The sequence below is a fragment of the Pseudomonas sp. Os17 genome, assembly GCF_001547895.1.
Taxonomy (GTDB): domain Bacteria; phylum Pseudomonadota; class Gammaproteobacteria; order Pseudomonadales; family Pseudomonadaceae; genus Aquipseudomonas.
Genome location: NZ_AP014627.1, coordinates 804056 through 821666, shown reverse-complemented (window position 1 = coordinate 821666; position 17611 = coordinate 804056). Strand labels below are relative to the sequence as shown.

General features: G+C 60.0%; 10 protein-coding genes, 2 tRNA genes and 3 rRNA genes. 7 read left to right on the top strand and 8 right to left on the bottom strand.

Features of this window, described 5'->3' with window-relative positions; genetic code table 11:
* Nucleotides 1–75: 75 nt before the first annotated feature.
* The 7 genes from rrf to POS17_RS03605 form a co-directional block, all read right to left on the bottom strand.
* Nucleotides 76–191 (bottom strand): 5S ribosomal RNA (gene rrf, locus POS17_RS03635).
* A 138-nt stretch (nt 192–329) separates the two neighbouring features.
* Nucleotides 330–3221 (bottom strand): 23S ribosomal RNA (locus tag POS17_RS03630).
* Between the two features lie 221 nt (nt 3222–3442).
* A tRNA-Ala gene (locus POS17_RS03625) sits at nt 3443–3518 on the bottom strand.
* A gap of 10 nt (nt 3519–3528) precedes the next feature.
* A tRNA-Ile gene (locus POS17_RS03620) sits at nt 3529–3605 on the bottom strand.
* A gap of 123 nt (nt 3606–3728) precedes the next feature.
* Nucleotides 3729–5268 (bottom strand): 16S ribosomal RNA (locus POS17_RS03615).
* The 16S, 23S and 5S rRNA genes sit together here with 2 tRNA genes alongside, the layout of an rRNA operon.
* A gap of 626 nt (nt 5269–5894) precedes the next feature.
* On the bottom strand, nt 5895–7388 hold the full coding sequence (locus POS17_RS03610) for a CoA-acylating methylmalonate-semialdehyde dehydrogenase (protein WP_060837399.1): 1494 nt from the start codon (nt 7386–7388) through the stop codon (nt 5895–5897).
* Between the two features lie 74 nt (nt 7389–7462).
* Nucleotides 7463–8812, bottom strand: coding sequence for an aspartate aminotransferase family protein (locus POS17_RS03605; protein ID WP_060837398.1), 1350 nt, complete (start codon nt 8810–8812; stop codon nt 7463–7465).
* 124 nt (nt 8813–8936) lie between these two features.
* Here POS17_RS03605 and POS17_RS03600 point away from each other — a divergent pair, with 124 nt between their 5' ends.
* The 7 genes from POS17_RS03600 (at nt 8937) to POS17_RS03570 (ending at nt 16866) form a co-directional block, all read left to right on the top strand.
* Entirely contained in the window at nt 8937–9857 is a 921-nt protein-coding gene (locus POS17_RS03600) for a LysR family transcriptional regulator (RefSeq protein ID WP_060837397.1), read from the top strand.
* A 130-nt stretch (nt 9858–9987) separates the two neighbouring features.
* Entirely contained in the window at nt 9988–11382 is a 1395-nt protein-coding gene (locus POS17_RS03595) for a uracil-xanthine permease family protein (RefSeq protein ID WP_060837396.1), read from the top strand.
* 87 nt (nt 11383–11469) lie between these two features.
* Nucleotides 11470–12138, top strand: coding sequence for a TetR/AcrR family transcriptional regulator (locus tag POS17_RS03590; protein ID WP_016966688.1), 669 nt, complete (start codon nt 11470–11472; stop codon nt 12136–12138).
* 5 nt (nt 12139–12143) lie between these two features.
* Nucleotides 12144–12725 carry an IMPACT family protein gene (locus POS17_RS03585; protein WP_060837395.1) on the top strand — a complete coding sequence of 194 codons (582 nt, stop codon included), beginning with the start codon at nt 12144–12146 and terminating at the stop codon, nt 12723–12725.
* Nucleotides 12726–13256: 531 nt separating this feature from the next.
* The gene (locus POS17_RS03580; protein WP_060837394.1) at nt 13257–14822 is read left to right on the top strand and encodes an ABC transporter ATP-binding protein; all 1566 of its coding nucleotides are present in this window, start codon (nt 13257–13259) and stop codon (nt 14820–14822) included.
* An 11-nt stretch (nt 14823–14833) separates the two neighbouring features.
* The gene (locus tag POS17_RS03575; protein ID WP_060837393.1) at nt 14834–15940 is read left to right on the top strand and encodes an ABC transporter permease; all 1107 of its coding nucleotides are present in this window, start codon (nt 14834–14836) and stop codon (nt 15938–15940) included.
* Nucleotides 15940–16866 carry an ABC transporter permease gene (locus POS17_RS03570; protein WP_060837392.1) on the top strand — a complete coding sequence of 309 codons (927 nt, stop codon included), beginning with the start codon at nt 15940–15942 and terminating at the stop codon, nt 16864–16866. The genes POS17_RS03575 and POS17_RS03570 overlap by 1 nt, the downstream gene beginning before the upstream one ends.
* On the opposite strand, the gene POS17_RS03565 is transcribed toward POS17_RS03570, so the two are convergent.
* Nucleotides 16863–17300, bottom strand: coding sequence for a hypothetical protein (locus tag POS17_RS03565; protein ID WP_060837391.1), 438 nt, complete (start codon nt 17298–17300; stop codon nt 16863–16865). The genes POS17_RS03570 and POS17_RS03565 overlap by 4 nt on opposite strands.
* Between the last annotated feature and the right edge of the window lie 311 nt (nt 17301–17611).

Below are 17611 nucleotides of genomic sequence, written 5' to 3'. Positions count from 1 at the left end.
CCGCAGCAGCGCAACTTTTCTGCAGCGCAAAAACAAAACCCCAACTGCTTTCGCAATTGGGGTTTCGGAATTTAATCTTGACGATGACCTACTCTCACATGGGGAAACCCCACACTACCATCGGCGATGCATCGTTTCACTTCTGAGTTCGGGATGGGATCAGGTGGTTCCAACGCTCTATGGTCGTCAAGAAATTCGGTAGCCAGTCCGTTGCTTGTGCAACGTGCCAGCGAATGGGTATGTAATAGGTTTGTGTGTTTGCAAACTTTCGGTTTGTTTCGTCTTCACACACCGCAACTCGCTTCTTAAGCAAATTGCTTGGGTGTTATATGGTCAAGCCTCACGGGCAATTAGTATTGGTTAGCTCAACGCCTCACAGCGCTTACACACCCAACCTATCAACGTCGTAGTCTTCGACGGCCCTTTAGGGGATTCAAGATCCCAGTGAGATCTCATCTTGAGGCAAGTTTCCCGCTTAGATGCTTTCAGCGGTTATCTTTTCCGAACATAGCTACCCGGCAATGCCACTGGCGTGACAACCGGAACACCAGAGGTTCGTCCACTCCGGTCCTCTCGTACTAGGAGCAGCCCCTCTCAAATCTCAAACGTCCACGGCAGATAGGGACCGAACTGTCTCACGACGTTCTAAACCCAGCTCGCGTACCACTTTAAATGGCGAACAGCCATACCCTTGGGACCGGCTTCAGCCCCAGGATGTGATGAGCCGACATCGAGGTGCCAAACACCGCCGTCGATATGAACTCTTGGGCGGTATCAGCCTGTTATCCCCGGAGTACCTTTTATCCGTTGAGCGATGGCCCTTCCATACAGAACCACCGGATCACTAAGACCTACTTTCGTACCTGCTCGACGTGTCTGTCTCGCAGTCAAGCGCGCTTTTGCCTTTATACTCTACGACCGATTTCCGACCGGTCTGAGCGCACCTTCGTACTCCTCCGTTACTCTTTAGGAGGAGACCGCCCCAGTCAAACTACCCACCATACACTGTCCTCGATCCGGATAACGGACCTGAGTTAGAACCTCAAAGTTGCCAGGGTGGTATTTCAAGGATGGCTCCACGCAAACTGGCGTTCACGCTTCAAAGCCTCCCACCTATCCTACACAAGCAAATTCAAAGTCCAGTGCAAAGCTATAGTAAAGGTTCACGGGGTCTTTCCGTCTAGCCGCGGATACACTGCATCTTCACAGCGATTTCAATTTCACTGAGTCTCGGGTGGAGACAGCGCCGCCATCGTTACGCCATTCGTGCAGGTCGGAACTTACCCGACAAGGAATTTCGCTACCTTAGGACCGTTATAGTTACGGCCGCCGTTTACCGGGGCTTCGATCAAGAGCTTCGCGTTAGCTAACCCCATCAATTAACCTTCCGGCACCGGGCAGGCGTCACACCCTATACGTCCACTTTCGTGTTTGCAGAGTGCTGTGTTTTTAATAAACAGTCGCAGCGGCCTGGTATCTTCGACCGGCATGAGCTTACGGAGCAAGTCCTTCACCCTCACCGGCGCACCTTCTCCCGAAGTTACGGTGCCATTTTGCCTAGTTCCTTCACCCGAGTTCTCTCAAGCGCCTTGGTATTCTCTACCCAACCACCTGTGTCGGTTTGGGGTACGGTTCCTAGTTATCTGAAGCTTAGAAGCTTTTCTTGGAAGCATGGCATCAACCACTTCGTCACCTAAAAGGTAACTCGTCATCAGCTCTCGGCCTTAGAACCCCGGATTTACCTAAGATTCCAGCCTACCACCTTAAACTTGGACAACCAACGCCAAGCTGGCCTAGCCTTCTCCGTCCCTCCATCGCAATAACTAGAAGTACAGGAATATTAACCTGTTTTCCATCGACTACGCTTTTCAGCCTCGCCTTAGGGACCGACTAACCCTGCGTCGATTAACGTTGCGCAGGAAACCTTGGTCTTTCGGCGTGGGTGTTTTTCACACCCATTGTCGTTACTCATGTCAGCATTCGCACTTCTGATACCTCCAGCAAGCTTCTCAACTCACCTTCACAGGCTTACAGAACGCTCCTCTACCGCATCACTTACGTGATACCCGTAGCTTCGGTGTATGGTTTGAGCCCCGTTACATCTTCCGCGCAGGCCGACTCGACTAGTGAGCTATTACGCTTTCTTTAAAGGGTGGCTGCTTCTAAGCCAACCTCCTAGCTGTCTAAGCCTTCCCACATCGTTTCCCACTTAACCATAACTTTGGGACCTTAGCTGACGGTCTGGGTTGTTTCCCTTTTCACGACGGACGTTAGCACCCGCCGTGTGTCTCCCATGCTCGGCACTTGTAGGTATTCGGAGTTTGCATCGGTTTGGTAAGTCGGGATGACCCCCTAGCCGAAACAGTGCTCTACCCCCTACAGTGATACATGAGGCGCTACCTAAATAGCTTTCGAGGAGAACCAGCTATCTCCGAGCTTGATTAGCCTTTCACTCCGATCCACAGGTCATCCGCTAACTTTTCAACGGTAGTCGGTTCGGTCCTCCAGTCAGTGTTACCTAACCTTCAACCTGCCCATGGATAGATCGCCCGGTTTCGGGTCTATTCCCAGCGACTAGACGCCCTATTAAGACTCGCTTTCGCTACGCCTCCCCTATTCGGTTAAGCTCGCCACTGAAAATAAGTCGCTGACCCATTATACAAAAGGTACGCAGTCACAGAACAAAGTCTGCTCCCACTGCTTGTACGCATACGGTTTCAGGATCTATTTCACTCCCCTCTCCGGGGTTCTTTTCGCCTTTCCCTCACGGTACTAGTTCACTATCGGTCAGTCAGTAGTATTTAGCCTTGGAGGATGGTCCCCCCATATTCAGACAAGGTTTCTCGTGCCCCGTCCTACTCGATTTCATGACTAAGAGATTTTCGCGTACAGGGCTATCACCCACTATGGCCGCACTTTCCAGAGCGTTCCGCTAATCTCAAAGCCACTAAGGGCTAGTCCCCTGTTCGCTCGCCACTACTAAGGGAATCTCGGTTGATTTCTTTTCCTCAGGGTACTTAGATGTTTCAGTTCCCCTGGTTCGCCTCTTGCACCTATGTATTCAGTACAAGATAACCATCTTATGATGGCTGGGTTCCCCCATTCAGAGATCTCCGGATCAAAGTCTGTTTGCCGACTCCCCGAAGCTTATCGCAGGCTACCACGTCTTTCATCGCCTCTGACTGCCAAGGCATCCACCGTATGCGCTTCTTCACTTGACCATATAACCCCAAGCAATCTGGTTATACTATGAAGACGACATTCGCCGAAAATTTGCAATTTAACTCACAAATTTTACCTTAGCCTGATCCGTTACCAGTGAAAGTAACGTTCAGTCTATCTTTCTATCACATACCCGAATTTTTAAAGAACGATCTAATCAAAAGACTAGAAATCAACATTCAATGTGAATGCTCATTTCTAAGCTTTCAGAGGCAGTTTATGGTGGAGCCAAGCGGGATCGAACCGCTGACCTCCTGCGTGCAAGGCAGGCGCTCTCCCAGCTGAGCTATGGCCCCATAACAAAATTGGTGGGTCTGGGCAGATTCGAACTGCCGACCTCACCCTTATCAGGGGTGCGCTCTAACCAACTGAGCTACAGACCCAATTTCGAGCTTGTAACTGTTAGCTTGGAGCTATCAGCTTGGAGCTTAAAGCTGCTTCTATCGTCTTCTTCAATGAATCAAGCAATTCGTGTGGGAGCTTATGAAGCAGCTGATGTCGTCGATTAAGGAGGTGATCCAGCCGCAGGTTCCCCTACGGCTACCTTGTTACGACTTCACCCCAGTCATGAATCACACCGTGGTAACCGTCCCCCCGAAGGTTAGACTAGCTACTTCTGGTGCAACCCACTCCCATGGTGTGACGGGCGGTGTGTACAAGGCCCGGGGAACGTATTCACCGCGACATTCTGATTCGCGATTACTAGCGATTCCGACTTCACGCAGTCGAGTTGCAGACTGCGATCCGGACTACGATCGGTTTTATGGGATTAGCTCCACCTCGCGGCTTGGCAACCCTTTGTACCGACCATTGTAGCACGTGTGTAGCCCAGGCCGTAAGGGCCATGATGACTTGACGTCATCCCCACCTTCCTCCGGTTTGTCACCGGCAGTCTCCTTAGAGTGCCCACCATAATGTGCTGGTAACTAAGGACAAGGGTTGCGCTCGTTACGGGACTTAACCCAACATCTCACGACACGAGCTGACGACAGCCATGCAGCACCTGTCTCAATGTTCCCGAAGGCACCAATCCATCTCTGGAAAGTTCATTGGATGTCAAGGCCTGGTAAGGTTCTTCGCGTTGCTTCGAATTAAACCACATGCTCCACCGCTTGTGCGGGCCCCCGTCAATTCATTTGAGTTTTAACCTTGCGGCCGTACTCCCCAGGCGGTCAACTTAATGCGTTAGCTGCGCCACTAAGAGCTCAAGGCTCCCAACGGCTAGTTGACATCGTTTACGGCGTGGACTACCAGGGTATCTAATCCTGTTTGCTCCCCACGCTTTCGCACCTCAGTGTCAGTATCAGTCCAGGTGGTCGCCTTCGCCACTGGTGTTCCTTCCTATATCTACGCATTTCACCGCTACACAGGAAATTCCACCACCCTCTACCATACTCTAGCTTGCCAGTTTTGGATGCAGTTCCCAGGTTGAGCCCGGGGCTTTCACATCCAACTTAACAAACCACCTACGCGCGCTTTACGCCCAGTAATTCCGATTAACGCTTGCACCCTCTGTATTACCGCGGCTGCTGGCACAGAGTTAGCCGGTGCTTATTCTGTCGGTAACGTCAAAATACTCACGTATTAGGTAAGTACCCTTCCTCCCAACTTAAAGTGCTTTACAATCCGAAGACCTTCTTCACACACGCGGCATGGCTGGATCAGGCTTTCGCCCATTGTCCAATATTCCCCACTGCTGCCTCCCGTAGGAGTCTGGACCGTGTCTCAGTTCCAGTGTGACTGATCATCCTCTCAGACCAGTTACGGATCGTAGCCTTGGTGAGCCATTACCTCACCAACTAGCTAATCCGACCTAGGCTCATCTGATAGCGTGAGGTCCGAAGATCCCCCACTTTCTCCCGTAGGACGTATGCGGTATTAGCGCCCGTTTCCGGACGTTATCCCCCACTACCAGGCAGATTCCTAGGCATTACTCACCCGTCCGCCGCTCGCCACCAGGTACAAGTACCCGTGCTGCCGCTCGACTTGCATGTGTTAGGCCTGCCGCCAGCGTTCAATCTGAGCCATGATCAAACTCTTCAGTTCAAACATCTTTGGGTTTTGAGAAAACCCTAAACTTGGCTCAGCAATCGTTGGTTACATCTTTGATTTCTCGCGGAGTAACTTGTGATGCTGATAATCTTTTTGACTATCAGTCTGACTCCACAAGCACCCACACGAATTGCTTGATTCAGTTGTTAAAGAGCGGTTGGTTAAGATCTTTCGTCTCAACCGAGGCGCGCATTCTACAGCAGCCTCATTTACTGTCAAGCGATTTTTTAAGAAGTTTTTGAAGATTTCCTCAACAACTTCAACCACTTGCGCTTTCGATCTCTCGTTAGCGGGAGGCGAATTCTACAGCGTTACACGCTGCTGTCAACACCTCTTTTCAACCGCTTTCGACCGAGACGATCGAATCGTTAATAAGGCGAAAACACACTGCCTTACTAACTGCTTCTGGCTTCGATGAACTGAAGCGTAACCGCCGCCGAAAACTGCGTAACTCGTTGAATATCAAGGAGTTTTCCGTTTCGACTGCGCCGGAAGTGGGGCGAATTATAGACCTGTAGAATCTGCCGTCAACACATATTTTCATAAATCTGTCATATCGGTCAGAAAGCCCATAAAAGCAAAGGCCGGCCCATGAGGGCCGGCCTTTGTTGCTTCACAACTTACAGGCTAGGGAAGGCGAACTGCGAGGCTTCATGGCTGGCACGTTGCGGCCAACGCTGGGTGATGGCCTTGCGGCGCGTGTAGAAACGCACCCCATCAGGACCATAAGCATGCAGGTCACCAAACAACGAGCGCTTCCAACCACCGAAGCTGTGATAGGCCACCGGCACCGGCAGCGGTACGTTGACGCCCACCATGCCCACTTCGATTTCGTCGCAGAACAGGCGCGCCGCTTCACCGTCACGGGTAAAGATGCAGGTGCCGTTGCCGTACTCATGATCGTTGATCAGTTGCATGGCCTCTTCCAGGCTGTTGACCCGGACGACGCACAGCACCGGCCCAAAGATCTCTTCCTTATAGATGCGCATTTCTGGGGTGACACGGTCGAACAGGCAGCCACCGAGGAAGAAACCGTCTTCGTGACCGGCCACGCTCAGGCCACGACCATCCACCACCAGTTGCGCGCCCGCGGCAACACCGTCTTCTACATAGCCACTGACCTTGTCACGCGCTTGCGCGGTAACCAGCGGTCCCATGTCCAGACCGCAGGAAGTGCCGGCACCAATCTTCAGCGCCTTGATCTGAGGCACCAGCTTGGCAACCAGAGCATCGGCCACTTGATCCCCTACGCACACGGCTACCGAAATCGCCATGCAACGCTCACCACAGGAACCATAGGCTGCGCCCATCAAAGCACTGACGGCGTTATCCAGATCGGCATCGGGCATCAGGACCGCGTGGTTCTTCGCCCCACCCAGCGCCTGAACGCGTTTGCCGCGCTTGGTGCCTTCGGCGTAGATGTACTCGGCAATCGGCGTCGACCCTACAAAACTCAGCGCCTTGACTTCCGGCGCCTCGATCAGCGCATCCACTGCGGTCTTGTCACCGTGCACCACGTTCAGCACGCCCTTGGGCAGACCGGCTTCATGCAGCAGCTCGGCGATCAACAGGGTGGAACTTGGATCGCGCTCGGATGGCTTGAGGATGAAACAGTTGCCGCAAACGATGGCCAGCGGGTACATCCACAGCGGAACCATGGCCGGGAAGTTGAACGGAGTGATACCGGCCACCACGCCCAGTGGCTGGAAATCGGACCAGGCATCGATGTTCGGCCCCACGTTGCGGCTGTACTCGCCTTTGAGGACTTCCGGCGCGGCACAGGCATATTCGACGTTCTCGATACCGCGCTTCAGTTCACCAGCCGCGTCCTCCAGCGTCTTGCCATGCTCCTCGCTGATCAGCTGGGCAATGCGAGCCTCGTTCTGCTCCAGCAGTTGCTTGAAGCGGAACATCACCTGGGCGCGCTTGGCCGGTGGCGTATTGCGCCAGGCCGGGAACGCGGATTTGGCAGAATCGATGGCTTGCTGGATGGTTTCACGGCTGGCCAGCGGCACTTTATGAATCGCCTTGCCAGTGGACGGGTTGAACACGTCGCTGCTACGGCCGTTGTCGCTGACCAGCTCGCCGTGGATCAGGTGTTGAATCAGACTCATGCGGGGACTCCTGAAAGGGGGGAAGGCGCAGGCACGAAACGCTTCATGCCTGCTTCTATATAAGAGGGATCGAATCAGTCGAGCTTGTTCAGCACTTCGCCAACCGCGTCGAACAGACGATCGAGGTCTTGCGGCTTGCTATTGAAGGTTGGGCCGAACTGCAGGGTGTCGCCGCCGAAGCGCACGTAGAAACCGGCTTTCCACAGGGCCATGCCGGCCTCGAACGGACGCACGATCGCATCGCCGTCACGGGCCGCGATCTGGATCGCGCCGGCCAGGCCGAAGTTACGGATGTCGATCACGTTCTTCGCACCCTTGATGCCGTGCAGCGCATTCTCGAAATGCGGAGCGACTTCAGCCACGCTCTGCACCAGGTTTTCCTTCTGCAGCAGATCCAGTGCCGCCAGGCCCGCCGCACAAGCCACCGGGTGCGCCGAGTAGGTGTAGCCGTGAGGGAATTCCACGGCGTACTCGGGAGTCGCCTGGTTCATGAAGGTCTGATAGATCTCGGAGCTGGCAATCACCGCGCCCATGGGAATGGCGCCGTTGGTGACCTGCTTGGCCACGCACATCAGGTCCGGGGTCACGCCGAAGCTGTCGGCACCGAACATCGAACCGGTGCGGCCAAAGCCGGTGATCACTTCGTCGAACACCAGCAGGATATTGTGCTGGTCGCAGATTTCCCGCAGACGCTTGAGGTAGCCCTGTGGAGGCACCAGTACCCCAGCGGAACCGGCCATCGGCTCGACGAAGACCGCTGCAATGTTGGAAGCGTCGTGCAACTCGATCAGTTTCAGCAGCTCGTCGGCCAGGGCGATGCCGCCCTGCTCCGGCATGCCCCGGGAAAACGCGTTACTGGCCAACAGGGTGTGCGGCAGATGGTCGACATCCATCATCGCCTGGCCGAACAGCTTACGGTTGCCGTTGACGCCGCCCAGGCTGGTGCCGGCGATGTTCACCCCGTGGTAGCCACGGGCACGGCCGATCATCTTGGTCTTGGTCGACTGGCCTTTCAGGCGCCAGTAGGCACGCACCATCTTCACCGCGGTATCGGCGCACTCGGAGCCGGAATCGGTAAAGAACACATGGTTCAGGTTGCCCGGAGTCAGGTCAGTGATCTTCTCCGCCAGCTGGAACGACAGCGGATGGCCGAACTGGAAGCCTGGCGAGTAATCCAGGGTGCCCAGCTGCTTGGATACCGCTTCCTGAATCTCCTTGCGCGAGTGACCGGCGCCGCAGGTCCACAGACCGGACAGCGAGTCATAGACCTTGCGCCCCTTGTCATCCACCAGCCAGCTGCCTTCGGCGCCGACGATCAGCCGCGGGTCACGCTGGAAGTTGCGGTTGGCGGTGTAGGGCATCCAGTGAGCGTCAAGCTTGAGCTGACTGGCCAGGGACTGAGGAGCGGTTTCCGGCATGTTCATGAGCAAAACCTCGCGAGGCAATGAAGCGGCATAGGAACAAAAGCGTTGTTGCGACTAAGTTGCCACGGCTATAAAGTCGGTGAAATCCAACTTTAATAACCTTCAGTCTGGCCCCCACTAAACTATGAGCAGCCGTCGAGCCGACCCGCTGGCGCAAGTCAGCGACTTTGATATCCGCCTGCTGCGGATCTTTCGCAGCGTGGTGGAGTGCGGCGGCTTCTCGGCCGCAGAAACCGTACTCGGCATCGGCCGCTCGGCCATCAGCCAACAGATGAGCGACCTGGAACAGCGCGTCGGCCTGCGCCTGTGCCAACGCGGACGCGCCGGTTTTTCCCTCACCGAGGAAGGCCGCGAGGTCTATCAGTCGACCCTGCAACTGCTCAGTGCCCTGGAAAGCTTTCGCACCGAGGTCAACGGCCTGCACCACCATCTGCGGGGCGAATTGATCATCGGCCTCACCGACAACCTGGTGACCCTGCCCCACATGCGCATCACCCACGCCCTGGCGCAACTGAAGGAGCGCGGGCCGGATGTGCAGATCCAGATCCGCATGATCGCCCCCAGCGAGGTCGAGCAAGGGGTACTCGACGGCCGCCTGCACGTCGGCGTCGTGCCCCAGGCCAGCGCCCTGTCCGGGCTGGAGTATCAGCCGCTGTACGACGAACGCTCATTGCTGTACTGCGCGGTGGGCCACCCGCTGTTCTATGTCGACGACAGGCAACTGGACGACCAGCGCCTCAACGACCAGGACGCCATTGCCCCGACCTTCCGCCTGCCGGCGGAGATCCAGGCCCATTACCAGGCGCTGAACTGCACCGCCAGTGCATCCGACCGAGAAGGCATGGCGTTCCTGATCCTCACCGGACGCTACATCGGCTACCTGCCCGACCACTACGCCGCTCTCTGGGTCCAACAGGGCCGGTTGCGCGCCCTCAAGCCCAAGTCGCGCTTCTATGACCTGAGCCTGTCTTCGGTCACTCGCAAGGGACGGCGCCCCCACTTGGTGCTGGAGAGCTTTCTGGAGAGCCTGGCGGCGACTCGCTGAATCCCCGTCCGGCCCCGGCAAAGCCGCGCATTCAAAGGCCCGGAGCGATATTTTCGACAATAAACTGATCACTTGGACAGCTTTTTGCACAGACCCGGGCATCCAGAACCCTCAGCCCGAGTTCCATGCCATGTCGTCCGACCCTTCCCGCCCCACTGAACTGATCTACGGCCTCAACGACCGCCCGCGTCCCCCGGCCGCGCTGCTTGCCGCCCTGCAGCACGTGCTGGCCAGCTTTGTCGGCATCATTACCCCGCCGCTGGTCATAGGCTCGGCCCTGGGCCTGTCCACCCACCTGCCCTACCTGATCAGCATGGCGCTGATGGTGTCCGGGGTCGGCACCTTTATCCAGGCACGTCGCCCCTGGGGCATCGGCGCCGGAATGATCTGCCTGCAAGGCACCAGTTTCGCCTTCCTGGGGGCGGTGCTGGCGGCAGGGTTCCTGGTCAAGCACAGGGGCGGCAGCCCGGAAGACATCCTGGCGATGATCTTCGGCGTGTGCTTCTTCGGCGCCCTGGTACAGATCGTCCTCAGCCGCTTTATCGGGCAACTGCGAAGGGTCATCACCCCGCTGGTCACCGGCATCGTCATCACCCTGATCGGCATCAGCCTGATCAAGGTCGGCATCACCGATCTGGGAGGCGGCTTCAATGCCCCGGACTTCGGCGCCCCGGGCAATCTCGGCCTGGGCCTGCTGGTGCTGCTGACCATCATTGTGCTCAACCGCAGCGACACCCCGTGGATTCGCCTCAGCGCCATCATCATCGGCCTGGCCCTGGGCAGCCTGGTGGCCTGGTTCAGCGGCAAGCTGGTGCCCCAGCCCCTGCCCGACCTGCCGTTGATCAGCCTGCCGCAACCCTTCAAGTACGGTTTCAGTTTCGATTGGAGCGCCTTCGTCCCCGTCGCCCTGATCTACCTGATCAGCACCCTGGAAACCGTCGGCGACCTCACCGCCAACTGCATGCTGGCGCGCCAGCCCATCAGCGGTCCTTCCTATATAAGTCGGCTCAAGGGCGGGGTCCTGGGGGACGGCGTCAGTTGCCTGATCGCCGCCACCTTCAGCGCCTTTCCCAACACCACCTTCGCCCAGAACAACGGCGTGATTCAGCTGACCGGCGTGGCCAGCCGCTTCGTCGGCCTGTACATCGGCCTGATCCTGTTCTGCCTGGGGCTGTTCCCGCTGATCGGCGCCTTGCTGCAACAGATCCCCAAACCGGTACTCGGTGGCGCCACCCTGGTGATGTTCGGCAGTGTCGCCGCCGCCGGGGTACGCATTCTCGCGCAGGCGCCCCTGGACCGGCGCAGCATGCTGATCATCGCCACGTCCTTCGGCGTCGGCCTGGGCATCGCCGCACAACCGAACCTGCTGCACCTGCTGCCCCAGGTGGTGCAGACCCTGTTCGACTCGGCAATCACCAGCGGCGGCCTCACTGCACTGCTCATGTGCCTGCTGCTGCCGGAGGGCAAAAGCCTGCCGAACGACATAAATCCGGCGCCGGAAAAACCCGGCCTGAACGCCCGCTGAAGCTTTTGTCGCACCAAGGCTTGTCTGATCCACGTGGGTGCGCTATCAACGCACAGGTTGCACCCACAGACTTGCTCGGAAACCTCCATGACCTTTGAAGTCCCCGCCCACAGCACTCCTCACCCCGGCAAACCCGCCAGCCGCATTCGGCAGAAGAATGAAGAGGCCATCATCCAGGCCGCCGAGGACGAGTTCGCCCGTCACGGCTTCAAAGGCACCAGCATGAACACCATTGCGCAGAACGCCGGGCTGCCCAAGGCCAACCTGCACTACTACTTCACCAACAAGCTGGGGCTGTACATCGCGGTGCTGAGCAACATCCTCGAACTCTGGGACAGCACCTTCAACACCCTCACCGCCGAGGACGATCCGGCCGAGGCCCTGACCCGCTACATTCGCGCCAAGATGGAGTTTTCCCGGCGCCAGCCCCAGGCCTCGCGGATCTTCGCCATGGAAATCATCAGCGGCGGCGAATGCCTCAGCGAATACTTCAGCCAGGACTACCGCGCCTGGTTCCAGGGCCGCGCCGCGGTGTTCCAGGCCTGGATCGACGCCGGCAAGATGGACCCGGTCGATCCGGTGCACCTGATCTTCCTGCTCTGGGGCAGCACCCAGCACTACGCCGACTTCGCCACCCAGATCTGCCGCGTCACCGGCCGCAGCCGCCTGACCAAGCAGGACTTCGAAGCGGCCGGCAACAACCTGATCCGCATCATTCTCAAAGGCTGTGGCCTGACTCCCGCCCAGAAAGACTGACGCCCATGCCCTTTACCCTGGCCGGCCTTTGCGAATACCGCGAGGAGATTCGCAAAAGCCGCTTCATCACCTTCGCCGCGCCCATCAGCAGCGCGGCCGAGGCCCAAGCCTTCATCCAGCAGCACAGTGACCTCAACGCCTCCCATAACTGCTGGGCGTGGAAACTGGGCGACCAGTACCGCAGCAACGACGACGGCGAACCCGGCGGCACCGCCGGCAGACCGATCCTCGCGGCCATCGAAGCCCAGGACTGCGATCAGGTGGCGGTACTGGTGATCCGCTGGTACGGCGGCATTCAGTTGGGCACCGGCGGCCTGGCCCGAGCCTACGGCGGCGGCGCCAACAAATGCCTGCAGAGCGCCGAACGCATTGCCCTGGTCAACCGTGTGCCGCTGCGCTGCGCCTGCAGCTTCAGCGAGCTGGCCCTGGTCAAACTGCGCATCGCCGAACTGGGCGGATTACTGGTGGATGAAGCGTTCACCGCCAACGGCGTGGAGCTGCAACTGGCTCTGGGTGAAGCCCTGATCGATACCCTGCAACAGCAACTGGCCGACCTCAGCCGCGGACGCATCCTCTTGCAGCGCTGAACGCACCAAGCCGGCCCGGCCACCTTGTGCATAACCTGGGCACCCCGGGCGCAGTTGCCCACATCGGCTGTGCACCCGCCTGTGGATAACCTGAGCACATAGCGCTGCAACCCTTCTGCAACGTGGCTTTGCGGGCTTTGCTCAGTTTTTGTCCAAAAATCCCAGGGCCGAGCTTTTTGTACTGAAAAACAGCAGCTTAGGGCGCTTTATCGCGGTTCGGAAACAACCGCCCCCGGCTTATGCCCAAGCCGGCGGCTTGCACACAATTACTGTGGAGCAAGCTGTGGATAACCCGTGCAAGGCTGCTTCAGCCCCTGACGCCACAGGGCCTGCAGGCAACTGATCATTTTTCGCTCACCGGCTGGCGGACAAAAAAGGAGCCGTTTCAAGCACTTTGCCCCGAACTGGTGCTCGTCCGGGGTCGTGGCTCATCGCTCAAGGTGCATGCCTGAGGGACCTCCCGGTTTTTCTGACCCACTGGCCAGGAAATTGCTTTATCCACAGGCACACCGCCCAGCCGTCGAGCCAGCCATGCCCAATTCCGCCGTGCCCGTTGTCCCCACACCGCGCCTGCAACTGCGCCAGATCAGCAAACGCTACCCCGGCTGCCTGGCCAACGACGCCATCGACCTGAGCATCGCCCCCGGGGAAATCCATGCCTTGCTGGGGGAAAACGGCGCCGGCAAAAGCACCTTGATGAAGATCATCTACGGGGTGGTCCAGGCCGATTCCGGAGAGCTGCTCTGGCAAGGGCGCCGTCAGTCCATCGCCAACCCGGCCCAGGCCCGGAGCCTGGGCATCGGCATGGTGTTCCAGCATTTCTCGTTGTTCGAAACCCTCAGCGTGGCGCAGAACATCGCCCTGGCCATGGGCCGCGGCGCGGGCACGCCGAACCAGCTGGAAGCCGGGATCCGCGAGGTTTCCCAGCGCTATGGCATGCCCCTGGAACCCCAGCGCCTGGTGCACAGCCTGTCCATCGGCGAGCGCCAGCGGGTGGAGATCGTGCGCTGCCTGATGCAGGACATCCGTCTGCTGATCCTCGACGAACCGACCTCGGTCCTGACGCCCCGGGAGGCCGACGATCTGTTCATGACCCTGCGCCGGCTGGCCGACGAGGGCTGCAGCATCCTGTTCATCAGCCACAAGCTCGGCGAGGTGCGCGCCCTGTGCCACAGCGCCACCGTGCTGCGCGCAGGCCGGGTGGCCGGGCACTGCATTCCTGCGCAGTGCTCGGACCCGGAACTGGCGCGGCTGATGGTCGGCGACGCCGCGGCGATGATCACCGAGCACCCCAAAGCCCGGGGCAGCCATGACTTCCTGCGCATCGACCACCTCAGCTGGCACAGCCCCGATCCCTTTGGCTGCTCGCTCAAGGCCATCGACCTGACCCTGCGCAGCGGCGAGATCGTCGGCATCGCCGGGGTCGCCGGCAATGGCCAGGACGAGCTGCTGGCGCTGCTCAGCGGCGAGCAGCGCCTGGCAGCCGACGAGGCCCGACGCATCTGCTTTGCCGGCCAGGCGGTGGGCCACCTGTACCCCGATGCGCGGCGCCGGAAGGGCCTGGCCTTCGTCCCCGCCGAACGCCTGGGGCACGGCGCCGTGCCGGAGCTGAGCCTGGAAGACAACGCCCTGCTCAGCGCCTTCGAGCAGGGACTGGTGCGCCACGGCCTGATTCGACGATCCCGGGTCCGGGCCCTGGCCGAGCGCATCATCCAGCGCTTCGGGGTCAAGACCGGCGACGCCCAAAGCCCGGCCCGCAGCCTGTCCGGCGGCAACCTGCAGAAATTCATCCTCGGGCGCGAAATCCTCCAGCAGCCACGCCTGCTGATCGCCGCACACCCGACCTGGGGCGTGGACGTGGGCGCTGCCGCCACCATTCACCAGGCACTGATCGCCCTGCGCGACGCCGGGGCGGCGATCCTGGTGATCTCCGAAGACCTGGATGAACTGCTGCAGATCAGCGATCGCATCGGCGCCCTGTGCAGCGGTCGCCTGTCGGCGTTGAAGGACTGCGCCGACACCTCCCTGGTGGAAATCGGCGGCTGGATGGCCGGCGATTTCACCCCGTCCCCTTCAGCCCCCGCCTTAGCGGTGTAACGGAGTCGTCCATGCTGCTTTCACTCGAACCCCGCGGACGGCAATCACGCCTGATGCTCGGCTGCTCGCCCCTGCTGGCCGCGCTGCTGACCCTGGGCTGTGGCGCCCTGCTGTTCATGGCCCTGGGACAGGACCCGATACTGACCTTGCACACCTTGCTGATCGCGCCGCTCAGCGACCTGTATGGCGTCTCCGAACTGCTGGTCAAGGCGCTGCCGATCCTGCTTTGCGCCCTGGGCCTGGCGGTGGCCTACCGGGCCCGTATCTGGAACATCGGCGCCGAAGGCCAACTGCTGCTCGGGGCCCTGGCCGGCAGTGCCCTGGCAGTCAACCTCATCGAGTTGCAAAGTCGCTGGGCACTGGTGCTGATCCTGCTCACCGGCACCCTGGCCGGGGCCGCCTGGGCCGGGCTCACCGCCTGGTTGCGCACGCGCTTCAACGCCAATGAAATCCTCACCAGCATCATGCTCAACTACATCGCCCTGAACCTGTTGCTGTATTGCGTGCACGGCCCCTTGAAGGACCCCGCCGGGTTCAACTTTCCCGAGTCGGCGATGTTCGGCGACTTCAGCCGCCTGCCGCTGTTGATGGACGACGGCCGGGTTCACGCCGGGGTGTACTTTGCCCTGCTGGCCCTGGTGGCGGTCTGGGTGCTGTTGCAGAAAAGCTTTGTCGGCTTCCAGATCAAGGTGCTGGGCCTGGATGCCCGCGCCGCCGGTTTCGTCGGCTTCCGCCAAAAGCGCCTGATCTGGCTGGCGCTGTTGATCAGCGGCGCCCTGGCCGGGTTGGCCGGGGTCTGCGAAGTCAGCGGCCCCATCGGCCAGCTGGTGCCGCAAGTCTCCCCCGGCTATGGCTATGCCGCGATCACCGTGGCCTTTCTCGGGCGCCTGAACCCGATCGGCATCCTGTTCTCCAGCCTGCTCATGGCGCTGCTGTACATCGGTGGCGAAAGCGCGCAGATGACCCTCAACCTGCCCCAGGCCATCACCCAGCTGTTCCAGGGAATGATGCTGTTCTTCCTCCTGGCCTGCGACGTACTGATCCTCTACCGGCCGCGCCTGAACCTGCGCTGGGCACGCCGCGACACTCCCCTCAGCGCAACCGCCGGAGCCCTGTGATGGACATCGATCTGCTGAGCAACATCTTCTACGCCATGGTCCGCTGCGGCACGCCCTTGCTGCTGGTGGCCCTGGGGGAGCTGATCTGTGAAAAAAGCGGGGTTCTCAACCTCGGCCAGGAAGGCATGATGCTGTTCGGCGCGGTGGTGGGGTTTATCGTCGCCCTCAACAGCGGGCAGCTGTGGCTCGGGGTACTGCTGGCGATGGCGGCGGGCATGCTGCTGTCGGCGCTGTTCGCCCTGGTGGCCCTGGTGTTCAACGCCAATCAGGTGGCCACCGGACTGGCCCTGAGCATTTTCGGCGTCGGCCTGTCGAGCTTTGTCGGCGCGGCCTGGGTCGGCAAGCCCCTGACCGGATTCGAACCCCTGGCACTGCCGTTGCTCAGCGACATCCCGCTGATCGGCCGCATGCTGTTCGCCCAGGACCCGCTGGTGTACCTGTCCTTCGTCCTGTTCGCCCTGGTGGCCTGGGTCATCCTCAAGAGCCGGATCGGCCTGATCATCCAGGCCGTCGGCGAAAACCCCGACGCCGCCAGTGCCATGGGCCTGCCGGTGCTGCGGGTGCGGACGCTCGCAGTGCTGTTCGGCGGCGCCATGGCCGGGCTGGCCGGGGCCTACCTGTCCCTGGCCTACACGCCGATGTGGGCCGAGAACATGAGCGCCGGTCGCGGCTGGATCGCCCTGGCCCTGGTGGTGTTCGCCAGCTGGCGCGTGTGGCGCCTGTTGCTCGGCGCCTACCTGTTCGGCCTGGCCAGCATCCTGCACCTGGTGGCCCAGGGCCTGGGGCTGGCGATTCCGGCCAACCTGCTGGCGATGCTGCCCTATGCCGCGACCATCCTGGTGCTGGTGCTGCTGTCCAGGGACGCCTTGCGCACTCGCCTGTACGCACCGGTGTCCCTGGGCCAGCCATGGCAGGCGGGCCATTAGATGACCGGCACGCGCCCCGCTGCAGCCGGCTTGCCAACGACGCTTTTGACCGGCAGCAACTGCGCCACGCACCAGGCCAGCTCGAACAACAGGATCCCCCAGAGCAGCGCCGTGGCGCCGTGCATCAGGGCATAAAGCTGCCAGCTGGCGAAAAGGATGCGTCCCACCGCGTCATATCGGCCAAACGCCTGCTGCGGATCGCGAATCCGCAGCACCGCCCACACACAGACAATCGAGCCCATCAGGTTGGCCATCAACAGGTGGGTCGGTTCGAAAGGCGGCAGGCTGCCCGCCAGGTGCAAGGCCTGGGCCGTGTCCTGTAGCAACCCGTGCAGGGCCATGAAACTCCAGGGGGTGACAAAGGCCAGGGTCATCAGCAAGTCATACCAGCCGCTGGCCCGGACCAATGTCCGATACTGCTCGGTCGTCCACATAGATGTCGCTCCATCGATTCAAGGAGCGCGCAGGCTAAAGCCTGGAGTATGCTCCAGGGTCAAGCCCTTTCGAGCCCCACGCATGCGCATTGCACAACTGGCCGCCGCCTGCGCCGTCAGCCACCACACCCTGAGCTTCGACCCGCGACGCGGGCTGGCCGCGTCCCCGCGCAGCGCCAAAAGGTGTCGCGACTGTCCGCCCGAGAGGCGGTCATTGCGGCTCGGCATCAAGACCGCGCAAGCGAACCGGGGCACTTGCGCCAGGCGCTGCAACCGCGGCTCGGCCAAGCCTGTCCATTGAATCCGTGATC